The following is an 18315-nucleotide window of genomic DNA, read 5'->3' as shown; positions in this document are numbered from 1 at the left end:
GAGAAGGCAGAGGAGCAAAATGAATCACGCCATTCGGTTAATGATCGTGTGCAGCCTGGGAGCGAGCTCCGGAGCGCTGTGCCGAAAAATAAATGAAGCCGCTCAAAAACGCGGATTGGAACTGATCGCGGAATCAACTTCCGCCCTCTGGTGGGCAGAACAATTGTCCAGGGCAGATGTCGTCCTCTACGAGCCGCAGATCAGTCACCTCAAAACGGAAATGGCGAAGATCGCCGACGAAGAAGGCATACCGCTGGCAATGGTCGATCCTGTGGCATTTGCCACCATGAGCGGCGAAAAAGTTTTGGATCAAGTGTTAACACTAATCAAAAGGTAAGCGATTACCCAGACTCAACCGGATTCACTTTTTGCAGGCAGATCAAGAGAACCCTATTGGTGATCATTCTTCACACAATGGTATAGAAACCCAAAACAGAAAGGAAAATGCCCGATGTCAGAAAAAACGATTACCATTAACAACCCAAGCGGACTTCACGCTCGCCCCGCAGCCCTTCTCGTAAAAGAAGCCAGCAACTTTAAAAGTGCGATCAAGCTCGTGAAAAACGGAAAAGAAGTTGACGCAAAAAGCCTGCTCGGCGTAATGTCCCTTGCCGCGAAACAGAATGACCAGATTACCGTCCGCGCTGAAGGGGAAGACGCAGAAGCTGCCGTCAACCACATTGCCGCTTTCCTGGAACAACTTTCCGAAGCCTAAAAAGGGGGATTTGCGTTGAGCCAAACGTTACAAGGAGTTGGAGCGGCTCCAGGCCTTAAGTTGGGCCAAGCCGTCTGGTGGCGCAAGGAAAAGCCGGTCGCTCCTTCCCGAACCATCACTGATCCAAAATCTGAAATCGAGAAATTAGACCAAGCGATCGCGCAGGCAAAAGAACAAATTGAAAAACTGCGCGAAATCGCCGCGGAGCGGATGGGCGAAGAAGAGGCGGCCGTATTTGATGCTCATTTCGCTTTTTTGGATGACCCGGCCTTTACCGGCGAAATGAAAAACCGTATTGAAAATCAAAAGAAAAATGCCGAAGCCGTGTGCCAGGATGTTACCGAAGAAATGGGTGCACTCATGGCTTCTTTGGATGACGAATATATGAAAGCGCGCGCAGATGACATTCGCGACGTGGGTTCACGGTTGCTTTTGATCCTGCTCGGAAAACAGCCGTTTGATCCTTCTTTGCTGACCCCGGGAAGCGTGGTCATCGCTGAGGAGCTGACTCCTTCGGACACCGCCCAGTTCCCGGAAGGGGTCGCCGGCATGGTGACGGCCAAAGGAAGCAAAACGGCCCACGCCGCCATCATGGCCCGGACGCTGGGAATTCCGGCTGTACTCGGTCTGGGATCCAAGATCGAACAAATCAAAGACGGGGATACCATCGTCGTCGACGGGGACAAAGGCACGATTCAGATCAATCCCGACCAGGATGTGATCAACCGGGTGCGCACGCAGATTGAACAGCAGGAAAAAGCGCGCGCTCTGGCGTTAAAAGAGGCAAAAGCGGAAGCAAAAACGGCCGACGGAAAACGGATTCAGGTTTTCGCCAACATCGGCAGCCTCAGCGATATTGAGATTGCCCTGAAAAATCACGCCGAGGGCGTCGGCTTGTTCCGCACCGAATTTCTTTACCTGGAAAATGACCACTGGCCGACAGAGGAAGAGCAATACCAAGCCTATGCGAAAGTACTGTCTTCCTTCGGCGAGCGGCCCGTTGTGATTCGCACGTTGGATATCGGCGGAGACAAAGAGCTTCCCTACGCCAAATTGCCGAAAGAGGAAAATCCTTTCCTGGGCCACCGGGCCATCCGTTTCTGCCTGGCCAACCCGGATCTGTTCAAAACGCAATTGCGCGCTTTGCTGAGAGCCAGCGTTCACGGAAATCTCTGGATCATGTTCCCCATGATCGAAAACTGCTCGGAAATCCGTCAGGCCAAAGCTCTCCTCAATGAATGCCGCGAGGAACTGATCAGCGAAGGAGTGCAGGTGGCAGACAAGATTCCGGTGGGAATCATGGTGGAAATCCCTGCAGCTGCCATCGCCGCCGATCTCCTGGCCAAAGAGGTCGACTTCATGAGTATCGGAACCAACGATCTGACTCAGTATACCCTGGCGGCAGACCGCGGCAACGAACAGGTGGCCCATCTGTACGATGCGGCTCATCCGGCCGTTCTCCGTCTGGTGAAAATGACCTGCGATGCCGCAGCAAAAGCAAATATTCTTGTGGGAATGTGCGGCGAACTGGCCGGCGACCCGAGTATGACGGAACTTCTCATCGGACTGGGTCTGGCTGAATTGTCGATGAGCGCCAGCACGATCCCGGAAGTGAAACAGCAAGTTCGGAGCACCGACACTGCTGAAGCGAAAAAACTGGCTGAACAGGCCATTCTGCTGGAAGATGGCGATCAGGTGCGAAACCTGGCGAAAAAAGGTTAATAAAAAAGATCCCGGGCTTTCCGCTAAAACCCGGGATCTTTTTTTGACTGAAATAAAAAAGGAACCTTAGTACTCCCAGGTTCCTTTTTCACTAACAATCATAAATAAATCCGTACTCTTTCCATTTTCGTCGTTGTATCACTAAACGGTCACTTCTTCTTTTTTAAGCTCGATTCCCGGTTGGACGACCTCAATGGGTCCCGTACCTCTCCGCAGCATTTTGGTAAATGCCTGGGCCGGTTTAAGGACATCGAGCATGTACTCAATGGCAATCATGGGATCTACGGTATGTCCGCAGGTGTAACAATCAAGCGCGGCGAAGCCTTTTTCCGGATAGGTGTGAATGGTCAGGTGGCTCTCAGACAACATGACCAGCACCGTGGCCCCCTGTGGGTCGAATTGATGGGATTGAACAGATAAAATCGTCGCCCCGCAAGCACTTGCCGCCTCTTTTAAACGTTGTTCCAAAAACTTTACGTCATTGAGAAGATCGAACTCAACGCCCCATGCGTCCATGGCTACATGCCTTCCGAAAGTAGAAAATTCCATCTCTTTCGGCCCCCTTCCTAGCAAAAAGTTGGTGTGAGCCAAATTCCGCTAGGATCTGCTTGTTCACCACGGGGGAAGGTTAGTCCAGTGAGGTCCCAACCCTTTAAGTGAATCCTGGATCCTACTAGCTCAATGTCACAATGATTAACTTAACATAATCTTTTTATGTCTGCAATAGTTATTTTACCCCAATTTCCGAAAGAAACGTGAAGATTTTTAAAAATTCAGTTGAATGAACAAAAGTTGATTTTACGCCTTTTTCTCCGGTAAAGCGGAACACTTGGGAGGGTCAGTGTCACGAAATATTACAAAAAGCGAATGTTATTAGAAGGTTTTTCTTCTCTATATGTAGAATATTGCAAAATCTATGCTGCGAGAGGAGGCTTAACCCTGTGGCAACAAACCCGATTCGGCAGATGCTGCTGGAGGAACTGGATCTTCTCGTGCGCACTACCCATCGCCTCATCGACCAAATCGAAGAGGATGACTGGTCATTCCGTCCGCACGAATCGATGCGCACTCTGCAAGAGCTGGCCACCCACCTTGTCCAAATTCCTGCCACTGACCTGGCAATCTTACAGGAAAACGATGAAATAGCGATCCGCAAGCTGGAAAAAAATCTGACCCCAAAAACGCGTGAAGACTACCATCGCATTCTCACGAAAGGCTTTGCCGAGCTTACTGCCTATATGGACAGCCTTTCCGAGGACTTCTTTATCCATCGCAAAACAAGGGCATACTACAACCAACAACCTGTAACGCAAGCCAAATGGCTGATCGAAATCATCACCCATATGGCTCATCACCGCGCGCAATTGTTTAATTATCTGAAAGAATTAAAACGGGATGTGACGATGTACAGCCTTTACTAAAAAATAAGGTGGCGGAAAAAGAGAGAATTCCTCTCTCCAACCGCAACCTTACTCTTTTGTTTCAAATCTCTTTCACCCATATGTTCATGTCCTCAAACTCGCCGGCAATCTGGCTGTTTTGAATGAGCCTTCCCTTATAGGTAAACCCCAGCTTGGAAATCACCATATTCATCCCTGTGGAAACGGCCCGCGTCAGGGAAAACAGATTGGGCACCCCTTTTTCTTTCATTCGTTTTTCCAAATCAAAGATGAGAACGCTTAAAAGTCCTTTTCCGCGATAATCGGGATGCGTGGCGCAATCCGTGATCTCCGCAGAATTGTACTCGGCAAACACATCTGCAGATGCCGCACTCACGATTTTGCCCTGATGGGTGATAACGGAGAAATAAACTTCGTTATCCATGCATTCCAGGATAAATTCGGGGTCGTGAATCGGAGTTGGATAGGTTTTAAATACCAATCGATACAGCTCGGCCAATTGCTCCGCATCCCGGTGATCGGCGTGGCGTAATTCAAATCCCGGTTCCAGCTCCGGAGGCTCGTCGAGTTGCTCAACTTGCTCCGCCATCTCGACGATTTCGTCTTTCTTCTCCTCATCTTTGCTGTTCGCCCGCTCTTCTTGCAAAAAGCGTGACAGGATACAGGCCGGGTCGCCGTCAAAAAAACCGCTGATCTCACCTTCCTGGTGAAAACCGAGCTTTTCGAATAACGGAACATCCTCGGGAGCGGCATAAATCAGCACTTTCCCGATCCCCTCCATTTTCGCCAAATCCTCCAGATGCTGTACCAACGCCTCTGCATGTTCCTTCTTGTACTGCATGAGCTTAATACGGCTGTTGTACTCATCCACTTCATACGAAACACTTTGGGGGGCAGGTTGTTTTGCTGTCATTCATCCATCCTCCATTTTTTTGATCCGAACACCATGCCACACTATCTTGTTACCCTGGTTCACGCAGAAAAAACTTTTTTTCAAACTTAAAATGCGAAAAAGCCAGCTTTGTTATACGAACGAAATTATAAAAAAATCCAGAATTTATTTGTTCCTTATGTGTAATTTTTATTTTCACAGGGTAGAATAGAAGCGAGATGTTCTTTTTAAAGGTCCCGCATGGGGGGCATGATTCTTCCCGGAACAGCATTTATGCCATAACCGGGGCTTTTTCGCAGAAACCTCTTCCCAGGGGGGGGAATCTATGTATTTGACACCTCATGAGCGCAACCTTATTATCCGTGCTCTGACGAAAGTTTTGGAAACGGAACCCCCGTATGCACGGGCGGATGAATACAAAAAATTGTTGGATCGGCTGAAAAGTGCGCAAGAGCGGGATGAGGATACTTTGTTGGAATTTGATTTCAATCTGGATGACGGATAACACCGCGTGAGAACCAGTCACTCTTTCTCTCCATAAGATATGGCGAAGGAGTGATTTTTTCTATGGCTCACATCGTGATCAGGTTGTCCCGATTCCGCCTTTACCTGTACAGAGACTCTCAATTAATCAAGTCCTATCCGATCGGCATCGGCAAGGTGGCGACCCAAACCCCCCAAGGTGTTTACACGATTGTCAACAAAGTTCCTTATCCTTACTCCTACCCCGGCGGTCCCCTCAGTCCGTTCGGCACGCTGTGGATGGGTCTTTCTCGCCCTCACTACGGCATTCACGGCACCAACTGCCCTTCCTCCATCGGCAAACGCGTCTCCAAAGGCTGCATTCGCATGCACAACCGCGATGTGGAAGACTTGGCACGCTACGTCGGAATCGGCACAAAAGTGATGATCCTCCCTTGACCGCTCCCAATGCCTCCAGTCGGGACTCACAAAAGAAACAAGATTTTCCCCGATCCGTGATCTCAAATGCGGAAATTTCTGCCCGAGAACCCGCGGCCCTTTGAACTGCCATTTCGATTGCTTTAAACGTTTCCTGAACACTCATCGTCCATTGCCAGTTTTACAATGAAGATTAGATAGTGTGAAAAAAAGAGAGCGAAAATCGGTCAGGCTGACAGGAGGGAGAAGGCAACTCATTCCCTTGCCTGACACTCGCTCTCGTTCCAAGGCTGAAGCAGGAATTTTCTTGCCCCGAAGATATAATGGTGTTACCAGCCTGCTCGCGGATGGCGCTTCAGCGAAATCCCGCGAAATAAAAAACAGGGTTTCAGATCCTCCGTCTCTTTCAGGTGCTGCGCAGTCACGAGGAGTGAAAATTTGCCACGGGCCCGATCATCGTTCAATAAGATTCCGGCATGTTCCCTGGCAAAGGCAATCGCATATTCCCTGCCTTCCTCCAAACGAAAACAAAAAAGATACGCATCGTTGGCACGATCGTACATCCACGTATGTTCGTACCCGGAAACGGACTGCTTCAGTTCATCCGACCATTCCGGCACCGACAACACCAGCACCGGCGCTCCCTCTTCCTGCAATTTCATCCATCCTCCGTCCTCCGGGATCGCGGCTTCTCTTATTCTCGGAATATATCGTTTGCTCATCATCATCCTCCATCTGTGAAAGTTTTCTGTGAGACCGGCATCCTGAAATCATCCCTTAAAGAGTTAAATGCCTTCCCTGTTCTTCTGCCTCTCCACCAATCGGTGCAGCAGCGGGACAATGCAAGTCAGATCCCAGCCGGGTACCTGCTCCTCATCGACTGCTCCCACATCGCCGATGATCAGGGTGGGAACCGGATTCTCGGTATGGACGGAAATGCGCAAATCTTCGCTGTTCCCGTGATCACTGACCAAGACGATGGTATCACCTTCGGGGCGCAAGCGAACCAGATCCCCCAAAAAACGGTCATAGGTTTCCACCACATAGGAAACAAGGTCAGCGTCATGTTTGTGCCCGGCCCGATCGCTCAAAAAATATTCGTGAATGACCAGATCATAATCCCTCGCGATTCCCCACAGATGCCTTGCCGCTTGTTCCGGGGCAATCTCTTCAATTTCCGGTATGAACGATTTCAGCGTGCGGCGGGTGAGATCATGATAAACCGCCCGTCCTGATTTCAGATCCTCCAAATAGCGAAACGGCTCTCCCAGTGAACGGATGGCCGCGGTGGTCACGGAAACCCATCCCCTTTTCGTGGCCGGACGCTCAAAATATTCTTTGGTATACGAATTGGCAAAGGTCGCTTTCCAGCCTTTTCGTTGAAATTGGAGGTAAATATTGTCCGCTTCGACCCATTCCCGCAAACGCTTAAACGGATAACCGCTCATATGTTTTCCCATTGCCGCCGGTGCGTTTCTCCCGGTAAAAATCGCCGCCTGACCGGTGGCGCTCTGCGGCAATCCGTCAACCCCCAGCTTCGCATCGGTCTTCAGGAGCCTGACCTCTCTCCCGTGCTTACCAACCGCCTCCCCGGTCAATGGCTTTCCGCCTAACAGGGAACGCATGTGCAAAGCGTGCTGTGCCCAGGGATTATGATCCGCATCGTCTCCCAAGCCAACCCCATCAATAAACAGCATAATGACTGCGATTTGTCTCCACCTCCGATTCAAAAAAGCATGTACTGTCATTGTAACAAAAGCTGCAACCATTTTGGCTGAACCCCGGTGGCTGAGGTGACATCTTCATCCAAACCGTTTTTTTGTTAAAACATGGGTTAAATTTTATTTTTTTGAACATACTACAACTAGGAGGTGTGTTCCAAGATGTATTACGTCATCAAGGATTCTGACAAATTGCCACCATCCATAATCCATGAGGATAACTACTTCGCATGGTATAACCCGATGAAAAAGGACCATCGGGTCGAATTTCGCGGCACGATGAATCAGTGCTATGATTTTATGGCTTCCCGCTATCCCAAGCGGTGAATTTCTCCCACTCACAAAATTGACAGAATAATGGAACATGAGTTTTTAAAAAAAACCGGAGACCTCTGTCCCGGTTTATTTTTTGTTCCCATGTTTTTTCTCCCGGACCGGAGGAAGAATCCGGCGAAGATCCACTTTTCGTTCCGGTTTCCAAGTCATGGGATCATTTTCATCAAACTGCTCGAGAAATTGGATCACTTCACGTGTGATTGGGGTCGGCGTCGAAGCACCGGCGGTTACGCCAACAATTTTTTTTCCTTTTAACCAATTGATATCGATTTCGGAAACATCGGAGATGCGGTGCGCTTCCACCCCGGCGATTTTCTCGGCGACCTGGGCGAGACGGTTGGAGTTGTTGCTGCGCGGGTCACCGACAACCAGCACCAAATCCGTCCCTTTGGCCTGCTGTGCCACCGCTTCCTGCCGCAGCTGCGTTGCCAGGCAGATCTCATTGTGAATCTCAACGGTCGGGAATCGTTCCCGCACCTTATTCATAAGGTTGGCCGTATCCCACTGGCTCATCGTCGTCTGATTCGTCACCAGAAGTTTATCCGTATCAAAATGAAGCTTTTCGATATCTTCTTCCCGCTCGATCAAATGGACATGGCCGGGTGCCACCCCCATTGCCCCTTCCGGCTCCGGGTGTCCGTGCTTGCCGATATAGATCACTTCATAGCCTTCAGCAACCTTCTCACGAATCAGGTCATGGGTGCGAGTGACATCGGGACAAGTGGCATCGACAATTGTGAGGCCTTTTTCCCTCGCTCTGCGGCGAACTTCCGGAGAAACTCCGTGAGCAGTAAAGATAACCGTTCCTTTATCCACTTTCTCCAAGATTTCCAACCGGTTTTCCCCGTCTAAAGTGATGATTCCTTCTTCTTCAAACGCCTCAACGACATGCTTGTTATGCACAATCATTCCCAAAATATAAATCGGACGCGGAAGATCAAGGTTCTTTGCCGCTTGCCGTGCCAGAACCATCGCATCGACCACTCCGTAACAATAGCCGCGCGGTGTGATTTTTACTACTTCCATTGCTGATTCCTCCTGACCCCGTATCACCTTCTGGCCCGAGGTTTAGTCTCTCCTATTATAGCTTATTATCAAAATTCGACCAAGGGACGCACATCTCTGCTCAAAGATAGGCTGGTACACCAGGTACATCTATACCAGACCATTCATAATATACACTGTCATCATGAAGAGAGGATGTGAGTGTATGACGGAGAGAAGACCAGTCAAACCGATGCAGCCCGTTACTCCGGCACCGGCGGAATCATCCGCTCGCCCGGCTCCACCCACCGAACCGGCCAAACCATACAAACCGATGCCGAAGCCACCGATGCCGCCGGTCATGCCGTTGCCGCAACCACCTGTGACCTTGCCAACCCATATGTACTGCGATCCTCAGATGCTGCGCCAACTCTATCACCAAATGAAAATTTGCCACCGATATGAACGGGAAATGCTCAAATGGTATATGCGCTATTGCGCGGGAACTCGCCGCCGTCCGTTTTTCGGCGCCCCCTGTGACTCCTGCCGGGAATCTTCAGCTTTCGGTTCATCCTACCACCGACCCCACTCTCCCTTTCACCACCATCCCGGCTACTATGAATCCTCTTCATCCAGCCGGTATTGGGAAAGCTCAAGCTAGATTTTACTCCTGTTCTCCCTCCCCATACCCGTCAGGGGAGGTTTTGCTTATTGAACAAAACCCACAAAATGCGGGGAAAGCGATTATTTTGCCGAATTCTTAATCCGTTCGCGAATATACAATGCAGCGAGAATAAAAGAAATAATCATGAAAAATATTAACAGTCCGGGTGATTCCAAGCTGTTACTATACATTGGTTGAACTCCCTCCTGCGCCACATGTGTTTTCACTTTAATCTTACTGGAAATCGGCACCGGGTTGCTCCCATATTCGCACAATTACATGAAAAAAGCAGGATGCTTTCACTCGTTGCGGCACCCGAGGTTCCTCGATGTCAAAAATCCCTCCGTTCCGTCCTGATCCGGGAATAATTTTGTCTAATGAACAGGTAATTTGACTGATTATGTCGACCGGGAGGAAATCAGGGTCATGATTGTCAAATAACCTGTTTAAAGGAGGGACGGATGGTGACTAACCGAGTTGGGCAAGCAAAAACAATCGCTGAAAGGCGTCTGAGTTACAAATACCGTGTCTTGCAACGGCGGGTTCGTCCCGCGGTGAAACGAGCTTTTCTCAAGATCGCAAGAGAGATGTTTCTCGACCAGCTCTCCCGCGGTGTCTCCATCAAAAAGAAGGATTAAGCGTTTAACCAATGCTCTTTATTGTTTTCCATCATTCCATGAAAACAGGGGACACAAAATTTGCGCCCCCTTTGCATAGATGAAGCATCTGCTTTTCAGCATCGCTTCATTGCCTTTCTCTCTCCGTTTTGATTTTGGTTTTGGAAATCTGAACTGCCTCCCCTTCCGGGCGGCAGTTTTTTTTGAAGCTGTGGCGGCAAGACATGGCCATTTTTATCTGCTGGCGAGTTTCCTCCGGGCCTGCTGATCTCTCAAGCGGATAAACCGGGTTAATTCTTCCGTCATCCTCCAGTATGAAAAGGGAGTGATAAGATATATTCCGGAAAACTTATCCAAAATCACTTCCAGCAGCTCTTTCGCCACCTGAATCCCTTCTTCTCTCCCCGCCTCTTTGTTGTCTTTCGTCGCTTCCATCCGTTTCAACACCGATTCCGGGATCTTGATTCCCGGCACCTCATGATGGAGGAAAAGAGCATTGCGGTAGCCGATTAAAGGCATCACCCCGATGAATACCGGGATGCCGATCCCCTTGGTCGCTTCATAAAGATTAAGGGCCCCCTGCTCGTCATAAACCGGCTGGGTCATGATAAAATCCGCACCCGCCTCCACCTTTTTCATCAGCCGCTTCACTGCCGCATCCAGATTGCGCACATGGGGATTAAAGGCTGCTCCCACCACAAAGCGCGCTTTCTGCTTCAGCTTTCTCCCCGAAAAAGAAATACCTTCATTCAGCTGCTTCACCATGCGGATCAGTTCGATCGAAGACAAGTCATAAATGGAGCTGGCCCCCGGCAAATCGCCGATCCGTGTCGGGTCCCCCGTAATCACCAGAATCTGATCGATCCCCAATGCATGAATGCCCATCAAATGTGACTGCTGGCCCAACAGATTCCGATCGCGACAGGCGACATGCAGAAGCGGATCAATGCCAAGGCGATCCCGTAAAATTGCGCCCAAAGCCAAATTGCTCATCCTTGCCGTCGCCAGGGAATTGTCGGCCATCGTGATCGCATCCACGCCGGCGCGGTGGAGCCGTTCAGCCCCAAGCAAAAACTGAGAAATGTCCAGATCTTTCGGCGGATCAAATTCGCAAATAATGGCCCGGCCGCTTTTCACCTTATCGACGACATGGGGATTGGACCGTGCGCGAACGGCAATCGATTCAACCGCCCCGTCATAAATGGCATCGGAAGAAGGGTTTGTCCGTTTTACCTTTTCTCTCCCCTCCAAAGCCGCCGCCAGTTTGCGGATGTGATCCGGAGTCGTCCCGCAACATCCCCCGAGAAGACTGACACCCTGATCCACCAGAAGATGGGCAGTTTCCTCAAAATAATCCGGCGAAGACTTGTAATGCAGCTTTCCTTCGCTCATGCCCAGCCGTCCGGCGTTGGGAAAGGAAGTGAGGATCATCCCCTCAGGCACGATCGTTTTTTCCAGCGCGCGCAAAATCTCCATCGGTCCGAGCCGGCAATTGAGCCCGACTCCATCGGCCCCCCGTTCCGCCAGAAGCCCGAAAGCCTCTGTAAGCGTATAGGCATCCCTGGTTCTGCCTACTTCCAGCATGGAGAGTTGAGCGATGATCGGCAATGAGGTGAGCGGACGGATCACCTCGACCGCCAGCAAGATTTCCTTCAAATCCAAAAAGGTTTCCAGCAAAATGCCGTCCACTCCGGCCAGCAGCAGCGCTGTCGCCTGCTCTTCATACATCGCGCGATATTCCTCTTCATCAAACACCGGAACCCGCCCGGCGCAAATCGAACCGATCGCCCCGATCACATAAGCATCATCCCCGACGGAATCGCGCGCGATCTTGACAGCTTCCCGATTCATCCGAATCACTTTGTTGTCCAGCCCATAGCGGGTTAACCGCTCACGGTTTGCCCCGTAGGTGTGCGTTTCAATCACCCGCGCTCCCGCTTCGTAATAAGCCTGATGCACTTCGCTGATCAGGGAGGGGGTACTGAGCACCAGCTCTTCAGAGCAATGGCCGATCGAAACTCCCAGCTGGTACAGGTAAGTGATAAGGGCTCCATCCCCCACGATCAAAGAAGACTTCAGCTGTTCCAGCAGCCCCGGTTTGCGCATTTCTCTTTTCCTCCTTACCTCGCATTAAAATATCTGGCTTCCGGATGGGCAAATACCATGGCAGAGACGGAAGCTTCCGGTTCCATCATAAAACCGTCCGTTAAAGCGACACCGATTTGTTCCGGTTTCAGCAAGCGGAACAGCTTAGCCTGATCCTCCAGATCCGGGCAGGCCGGATAACCGAACGATACGCGAATCCCTTGATATTTTGCGGCGAATCTCTCTTTCATTGTCATCGAAGCAGGATCGGGAAAGCCCCAGACCTTGCGCATCACCTGATGCAAATGCTCGGCAAACGCCTCTGCCATCTCCAGGGCGAGCACCTGCAAAAGATGGGAATCGAGATAATTACCTTGATCTTTCCATCTTTCGGCCAATTCACGCACATTGCCGCCGGCTGTCACTGCCAAAAACCCGACATAATCCATCTCTCCCGATTCAACAGGGCGAACGTAATCAGCCAGACAAAGATAGGGCGATGCTGTCTGCCGTGGGAAAGAAAAGCGTTCAAGCACACGGGAGGGATCGGCCGGGTCATAGATGAGAATATCATTGCCAACCGATTGCGCCGGGAAAAACCGGTACATCCCCTGCGGTTTCAAAAGCCCTTCCCGTGCAGAGCGATCAATCAGGTGATCCACATATTGTTTTAATTCAACCGCCTTCTCATTTCCCGACCGGAGCAATTGTTCGACGTTGCCGCTGAGGCCAAGGTGTTTGCCCAGAAGCATTTGTTCATTGATATACGGACGCAAATGGGAAAGCGGGTAATCACGGTAAATGTGCTGCTCCAAATCCGGCGGGACAAAAATCGGCGCCTTGCGGTCAACACTGCTTTTCACCAGCGTCATGGTAACCGCTCCCGCTCCAGATTCGCCTGCTTTTGCCTGTGCTGCCCACTGCTTCTCGTTTAACTCTGACCGGAGGCGAATCCGCTCTTCCGGATTCATCAAACGATTGGCCAGTTCCAGACCGTTCATGGCATCTTTGGCGTAAACAACTGCCCCATCGTATTCAGGGGCAATCCTCGTTTCCGTAAACTTGCGGGTGAGCGCGGCCCCTCCCACCAAAATGGGCACATTGATATTGGCCTTTTTCAAATCCTGTGCTGTGACCACCATCTGCTGAGCCGATTTTACCAGCAGCCCGGACAGCCCGATCAAATCGGGTTTCTCTTTCCAATAGGTCTCAATCAATTGCTGTGGCGGCACTTTGATCCCCAGATTGATCACTTTGTAACCATTGTTGGCCAGAATGATCTCCACCAGGTTTTTCCCGATATCGTGCACGTCGCCTTTGACAGTGGCCAGCATGATCGTCCCCCGGGTGTGCGTTTCCACCTGATCCATATGCGGCTCAAGATAGGCGACCGACGCTTTCATCACTTCCGCGCTTTGCAGCACTTCGGCGACGATCAACTGATTGTCGTTAAAAAGGCGTCCCACTTCATCCATGCCGGCCATCAATGGGCCGTTGATAATATCGAGCGGGGAGTATTTGGCCAAGGCCTGATCCAAATCCTCAAACAACCCGTCTTTGCTCCCTTCGACGACATATCGGGCCAGCCGCTCTTCCAGGGTGAAGTGTTCCAGGGGTTGTTTTGCTTCCACTTTCTTCGAGCGGTAAAAAGAGGTGAACTCAGCCAAAACGGCATCATAGTTTTCATGATTGGTCTCAAAGAGCAACCGCTCCGCCAGACGCTTCTCTTCATCCGGGATCGAAGCGTAGCGTTCCAACTTTTCCGTATTTACGATCGCATAGTCAAGTCCGGCTTTGGTACACTCATAAAGAAAGACGGCATTCAGCACTTCGCGCCCGGCTGCCGGCAACCCGAACGACACATTGGAGATCCCGAGAATGGTCGAACACGACGGCATCGCTTCCTTAATCCGCCTGATTCCTTCCACCGTCTCCCTGGCCGATCCGATGTATTGTTCATCGCCCGTCCCCACCGGAAATACGAGAGGGTCAAAGATGAGATCCTCAGGCCGCAGTCCATGCCGCTTGACCAGCAAATCAAAGGAACGTCGGGCCACCTCCAATTTTCGCTCTGCCGTGACCGCCATCCCCTCTTCATCAATCGTGCCGACGACAACCGCGGCGCCATAACGATGAATCAGCGGAACCACTTCGTTAAACCGCTTTTCCCCTTCCTCCAGATTGATCGAGTTGATGATCGCTTTTCCCTGAGAATATTGAAGCGCCCGTTCAATCACTTGTCCATCGGTCGAATCGATCATGAGCGGGGCTTTGATCTTCTTCGTCACAAAAGAGAGAAAGCGCTCCATATCCTGAAGTTCATCCCGGTCGGGATCGGCCAGACAAACGTCGATCACCTGTGCTCCGCCCTTCACTTGCTTGCGGGCGATTTCCGATGCCTCTTCATACTTGCCCTCAATGATCAACTGCTTAAATTTGCGCGAACCGATCACATTGGTTCTTTCCCCGACGAGTATCGGCCGGTTGTCCTCTTCCAGATAAACGGGTTCAATTCCCGAGACTGCCGGAAGATAGGAAGGAACAGGCCGGCGCGGTTTCTTGTCCCGCAGCGCCCCGGCAATCGCCCGGATATGATCGGGGGTGGTCCCGCAACAACCACCTGCCAAATTGAGCCAGCCCGCCTCGGCAAACTCCGCCAGCTTCCGGGCCAGCTGTTCCGGCGTTTCCAGATAGTTGCCGTTCTCATCCGGCAGCCCGGCATTGGGATAACAGCTGACCGCAGCCTGCGACAACCCGGACAGCGTACGGATGTGATCCGTCATAAATTCGGGACCGGTCGCACAATTCAACCCGACAGCCAATGGATTCAAATGTTGGATCGAAAGGTAAAACGCTTCGATGTTCTGCCCGGCCAGCATCGTGCCCATCGGTTCGATCGTGCCGGAAATGATCAGCGGAACCTGTTTTCCCGTCTCGGCAAAAGCCCGCTGAATGCCGATTCCTCCAGCCTTTACATTAAGCGTGTCCTGCGAGGTTTCCAGGAGAAGCAGATCAACACCGCCCTCGATCAACGCCTTGGCCTGAAGATAATACCCTTCCGTCAGCTGCTCAAAGGTTGTTCCCCCGGTAACCGACAATGTTTTGGTCGTTGGCCCCATCGCTCCGGCCACATAGCGCGGCCAATCCGGGGTAGACCATTGATCCCGCGCTTCCACGGCGAGACGGGCCGCAGCCAGATTGATCTCTTCCGTGCGCTGCTCCAATCCGTATTCGGACAAAACCGTTGGTGTCGCTCCGAATGTATTGGTTTCGACGATATCGGCTCCGGCTTCATAGTAAGCTTCATGAATCGAGCGGATCACATCGGGGCGCGTCAGGTTCAACATCTCATTGCAACCGTCCCATTCCTCTCCGCCGAAGTCTTGCGCTGTCAGGTTCGCCCGCTGCAACATGGTCCCCATCGCACCGTCAAGAATCAAAATCTTCTCTTGCAATCGTTTGTGAATCGCTGTTTTTTCCACAATGTCCACATCCCTGTAAAAAATAAAAACACCTTCATCTCCGAAAGATGAAGGCGTGTGTTTGCCAGGTTATTGCTCTCATCTTTCAGAGAAGGTCCTCTCTGCTGGAATTGGCACCACATTGGATTAACCAACAGGTTGCCGGGCTTCTTCGGGCCAGTCCCTCCGCCACTCTGGATAAGAGATCTTTTTAATTATTTAAATAATATATAAATGATTTCGTTTTATGTCAACTCATTTAAAAGAATAATTCTTCTTTCTCCATCTCTTTTTTGGCGCGATACATTTTCTCGGTCGCATCTTTGAATCCCTCAAGATCCCCCATTTCTTCACAGCAACCGGCCAATTCATAATAAATCAGATAGATTCGCTTTTTAAATTTATATTTCACTGCCACTTGAACTGCCCGTTTAAAATACTCAACGGCATCCGTATAGTGCTTCATCTTCTTCATCAGTTGCCCCAGCATCAGCAAGGCGGTACTCTTCTCAAAGGGATCATGCGACTTTTCGGTCCAGCCGAGCGCCTTCTCCAGCACTTCGCGAGCCTCGTTAAATTTGCCCTGCAACATGTATATATGGCCCAGGGAACAATGAACGCGGACAACCTCATCTTTATTGGAAACATGATCACTTAATTCAAGGAGAAACAAAAAGCAGGATTCAGCATCCTCCAGCTGGGAAATCTCCTTGTACGACGTACCCAAAATGTTCCACAGACGGAACATCTCATCATAATCTTTGCTGGACATCGCCATCATCGCCCCTTCACGGGCATAACGGATGGCATCATGGTACATCTTCATCCGTCTTAACAGCCCGGCTTTCAGCGAATACATCTGGATGACCATCTCTTTGTTCTGGATCTCGGATTGATACTGCCAAAGCTCGTCGAGATTCTTAAGCGCTTCATCAATCCGGCCTAGTTTCTCCAGATAGATCACGCGGTTCAGGGACAGCTGAAACTGAATTTGCTCCGGGCTTTCGTTTTGCTCCCGGCATGCTTCCAGACCGCGTTCCACATATTTCAGCGCCTGTTCATAATCCTTGTGGGTTGCGCGGCACTGTGCCAGACCGCAATAGCTCACCGCTTCCAGATTGCTTTTGGGAGAGTAGGGGTCCTGATAGGCAAGGCGAATCGCTTCGCTCAGTTCCCTTTCGGCTTTGCGCCAATCCTTTTTGGCTGCGTAAATTCTGCCCTTTAAATAATGAATGGTCGCCTGGTGCCGGGAAAACGTTTCCTCCGAAATATTGGATAACAGTACTTGCGCCCGTCCGGGATTGCCCAGTCCGATCATCGTCTCGATCGCCGTAAACTTTACCTGCATACTTTCCAAGCTTTCGCTGTCTTTTTCGATCATTTCAGGAATTTCACTTAAATCAAGACCTAATTTACTCATTAAATACAAAACTTTATCTTTATTTACATGGGGAACCCCGCGTTCGATATTGCTGATCGTCGCCGTGGAAATATGCTCATCAGCCAGGTCCTCGAGCCGCAAGCCACGTTCTTTGCGCACTTTACGGATGAATTTGCCAATTTCACTCATTTCAATCACATTCATCGGCGATCTCCCTTTCGGAATACTTGTTATTTCTATATTACTTCATCTATTTTATTTTATAAAGAAATGAATAAATAAAAATTACCATATATAGGAGTGTAATTTTTTCCAGTCGAAAACCTGAAAGAAAAAGCCGGGTGCATCTGGACATCCCGGTCAATCTTTCACAATTTCAACATGATTCGTTCTTTGGATTACCATCGCCCAGGTGCTCCCGTTTCAAGTACTGAACAAACCCGAAAACAAAGATTTGGTGCGTTTTTTCCACTTTTAAGATTGGAGCTGAACGGTAAAATTTGCCGAACAGTAAATCAGGATATTGATATGCATGATCCGCTCAAAATACCCGTTCTGCGGCAGTGACCACAAATCGCTCTCCCGCCACCGCCAGCAGCGACAACCCTCCCCCGCTGATAAGTCCCGTGATCACGCGGAGAAGATTGTTGCTTTCGCGCCAGCCCCATTTTTGCGTAAAACCGTCAACCAGCATCGGAATCTGGCTGATGATTCCCAGATACCATGGCAACCGCAGCGGCATAAAGAAGAACACCGGGATCAGCCCATACCCGAGCAGGATACTGAAACAGCGGGCACAAATCGGCATCGGTTTTCCCCTGATGCGCAAACAGCGCTCCGGACGCCGGTGACAAGGAACGCATTCCGCCCACTTCATCCACCATCCCATCCTTTTCCCTCCCCGCTAATGACAGCTGCAATTGGGCATATCGCAGTCGCAATCCGGCCCATCACAATTAAAATGATGGCAATTGCATTCCGGCACATTTTTATGAAAATGATGGCAATTGCAATCAGGGCAATCCATCGGTAAACAATCACAGGAATCACAGACAGTGCAGTCATTTTTTCCTTTTTTCCGCTTCCTCCTCCGACAATAACAGTAACCCCAAAACAACGAAAACAAGACGGCAGCCGCCAGCAAAATCCCCCCTGCCATCCATTGCTGTTTATAAAAAAGCACGCCGGCCGACAAATATAAAATGAGATTTAAAGTAAGCTGCACAAAAAACACACGATTTTCCCCTTTACAGCCATTTGCTGTTGGTGTTTATAATCTTTCTCAAAATCCCCTTTAACTCGCTTTAATGCAGGAATTCTCCACTTCCTAGAATAAAGCAAGTTGCCCATTTCAGAAATAGTGCAAGCAAGGCGGAAAGAGCCCGGAACTCAAAAAATCCCCTCCAAAGTCATGCAATTTAACAAGCCTGCTGTGAT

19 protein-coding genes and 1 riboswitch are annotated in these 18315 nt (G+C 50.3%); of the genes, 8 read left to right on the top strand and 11 right to left on the bottom strand.

The features are described 5' to 3' along the window. Positions 1–19 precede the first annotated feature (19 nt). The 3 genes from JG50_RS19240 to ptsP all read left to right on the top strand — a co-directional run bounded on the left by JG50_RS19240 (position 20) and on the right by ptsP (position 2437). Positions 20–337, top strand: coding sequence for a PTS sugar transporter subunit IIB (locus tag JG50_RS19240; protein WP_033100044.1), 318 nt, complete (start codon positions 20–22; stop codon positions 335–337). A 114-nt stretch (positions 338–451) separates the two neighbouring features. Further along, on the top strand, positions 452–715 hold the full coding sequence (locus JG50_RS0105150) for an HPr family phosphocarrier protein (protein ID WP_033100043.1): 264 nt from the start codon (positions 452–454) through the stop codon (positions 713–715). Between the two features lie 15 nt (positions 716–730). After that, the gene (gene ptsP / locus JG50_RS0105145; RefSeq protein WP_033100042.1) at positions 731–2437 is read left to right on the top strand and encodes a phosphoenolpyruvate--protein phosphotransferase; all 1707 of its coding nucleotides are present in this window, start codon (positions 731–733) and stop codon (positions 2435–2437) included. A 141-nt stretch (positions 2438–2578) separates the two neighbouring features. On the opposite strand, the gene speD is transcribed toward ptsP, so the two are convergent. After that, positions 2579–2986, bottom strand: coding sequence for an adenosylmethionine decarboxylase (gene speD, locus JG50_RS0105140; RefSeq protein WP_033100041.1), 408 nt, complete (start codon positions 2984–2986; stop codon positions 2579–2581). Between the two features lie 392 nt (positions 2987–3378). Here speD and JG50_RS0105135 point away from each other — a divergent pair, with 392 nt between their 5' ends. Further along, on the top strand, positions 3379–3858 hold the full coding sequence (locus JG50_RS0105135; protein WP_235281611.1) for a DinB family protein: 480 nt from the start codon (positions 3379–3381) through the stop codon (positions 3856–3858). Between the two features lie 61 nt (positions 3859–3919). Here the strand turns inward: JG50_RS0105135 and ablB are convergent, their stop codons facing one another. Beyond that, the gene (gene ablB, locus JG50_RS0105130) at positions 3920–4750 is read right to left on the bottom strand and encodes a putative beta-lysine N-acetyltransferase (RefSeq protein WP_033100040.1); all 831 of its coding nucleotides are present in this window, start codon (positions 4748–4750) and stop codon (positions 3920–3922) included. Between the two features lie 304 nt (positions 4751–5054). On the opposite strand from ablB, the gene JG50_RS0105120 reads away from it, so the two are divergent. Together JG50_RS0105120 and JG50_RS0105115 are read left to right on the top strand one after the other, a co-directional pair. Continuing rightward, positions 5055–5234 (top strand): hypothetical protein, encoded by a 180-nt coding sequence (locus JG50_RS0105120; RefSeq protein ID WP_033100038.1) that lies wholly within the window; start codon positions 5055–5057, stop codon positions 5232–5234. Between the two features lie 62 nt (positions 5235–5296). Further along, entirely contained in the window at positions 5297–5650 is a 354-nt protein-coding gene (locus JG50_RS0105115; RefSeq protein ID WP_033100037.1) for a L,D-transpeptidase, read from the top strand. 308 nt (positions 5651–5958) lie between these two features. On the opposite strand, the gene JG50_RS0105110 is transcribed toward JG50_RS0105115, so the two are convergent. Together JG50_RS0105110 and JG50_RS0105105 are read right to left on the bottom strand one after the other, a co-directional pair. Continuing rightward, positions 5959–6351: a hypothetical protein gene (locus JG50_RS0105110; RefSeq protein ID WP_033100036.1), complete on the bottom strand. Its 393-nt coding sequence runs from the start codon at positions 6349–6351 to the stop codon at positions 5959–5961. 63 nt (positions 6352–6414) lie between these two features. After that, positions 6415–7398 (bottom strand): alkaline phosphatase family protein, encoded by a 984-nt coding sequence (locus tag JG50_RS0105105; RefSeq protein ID WP_081943725.1) that lies wholly within the window; start codon positions 7396–7398, stop codon positions 6415–6417. A 114-nt stretch (positions 7399–7512) separates the two neighbouring features. Here JG50_RS0105105 and JG50_RS19985 point away from each other — a divergent pair, with 114 nt between their 5' ends. Continuing rightward, complete coding sequence (locus JG50_RS19985; RefSeq protein ID WP_160173813.1) at positions 7513–7677, top strand: hypothetical protein; 165 nt, start codon at positions 7513–7515, stop codon at positions 7675–7677. A gap of 75 nt (positions 7678–7752) precedes the next feature. Here the strand turns inward: JG50_RS19985 and JG50_RS0105100 are convergent, their stop codons facing one another. Next, on the bottom strand, positions 7753–8712 hold the full coding sequence (locus tag JG50_RS0105100; protein ID WP_033100035.1) for a 4-hydroxy-3-methylbut-2-enyl diphosphate reductase: 960 nt from the start codon (positions 8710–8712) through the stop codon (positions 7753–7755). A 129-nt stretch (positions 8713–8841) separates the two neighbouring features. Further along, on the bottom strand, positions 8842–9033 hold the full coding sequence (locus tag JG50_RS0105095; protein WP_033100034.1) for a hypothetical protein: 192 nt from the start codon (positions 9031–9033) through the stop codon (positions 8842–8844). 765 nt (positions 9034–9798) lie between these two features. Between JG50_RS0105095 and JG50_RS19980 the strand changes: the two genes are divergently transcribed. After that, a complete protein-coding gene (locus tag JG50_RS19980; protein ID WP_160173812.1) occupies positions 9799–9972 on the top strand; it encodes a hypothetical protein in 174 nt (57 codons plus the stop codon). A 213-nt stretch (positions 9973–10185) separates the two neighbouring features. On the opposite strand, the gene JG50_RS0105085 is transcribed toward JG50_RS19980, so the two are convergent. From JG50_RS0105085 to JG50_RS0105065, 5 genes are all read right to left on the bottom strand, one after another. Then, entirely contained in the window at positions 10186–12057 is a 1872-nt protein-coding gene (locus JG50_RS0105085; protein ID WP_033100032.1) for a bifunctional homocysteine S-methyltransferase/methylenetetrahydrofolate reductase, read from the bottom strand. Positions 12058–12071: 14 nt separating this feature from the next. Next, positions 12072–15458: a methionine synthase gene (gene metH / locus JG50_RS0105080; RefSeq protein WP_052154047.1), complete on the bottom strand. Its 3387-nt coding sequence runs from the start codon at positions 15456–15458 to the stop codon at positions 12072–12074. A 135-nt stretch (positions 15459–15593) separates the two neighbouring features. Beyond that, a riboswitch (SAM riboswitch) is annotated at positions 15594–15702 on the bottom strand. Between the two features lie 54 nt (positions 15703–15756). After that, complete coding sequence (locus JG50_RS0105075) at positions 15757–17082, bottom strand: helix-turn-helix domain-containing protein (protein WP_033100030.1); 1326 nt, start codon at positions 17080–17082, stop codon at positions 15757–15759. A 337-nt stretch (positions 17083–17419) separates the two neighbouring features. Next, the gene (locus JG50_RS0105070; RefSeq protein ID WP_232330906.1) at positions 17420–17767 is read right to left on the bottom strand and encodes a DUF2085 domain-containing protein; all 348 of its coding nucleotides are present in this window, start codon (positions 17765–17767) and stop codon (positions 17420–17422) included. Next, complete coding sequence (locus tag JG50_RS0105065; protein ID WP_033100029.1) at positions 17752–17943, bottom strand: hypothetical protein; 192 nt, start codon at positions 17941–17943, stop codon at positions 17752–17754. Before JG50_RS0105065 ends, JG50_RS0105070 begins: the two co-directional genes overlap by 16 nt. Positions 17944–18315: the final 372 nt, after the last annotated feature.

Source organism: Thermoactinomyces daqus (genome assembly GCF_000763315.1).
GTDB lineage: Bacteria > Bacillota > Bacilli > Thermoactinomycetales > Thermoactinomycetaceae > Thermoactinomyces_A > Thermoactinomyces_A daqus.
The sequence above is the reverse complement of the archived record's forward strand: the minus strand, read 5'-3'. Positions and strand labels throughout refer to the sequence as shown.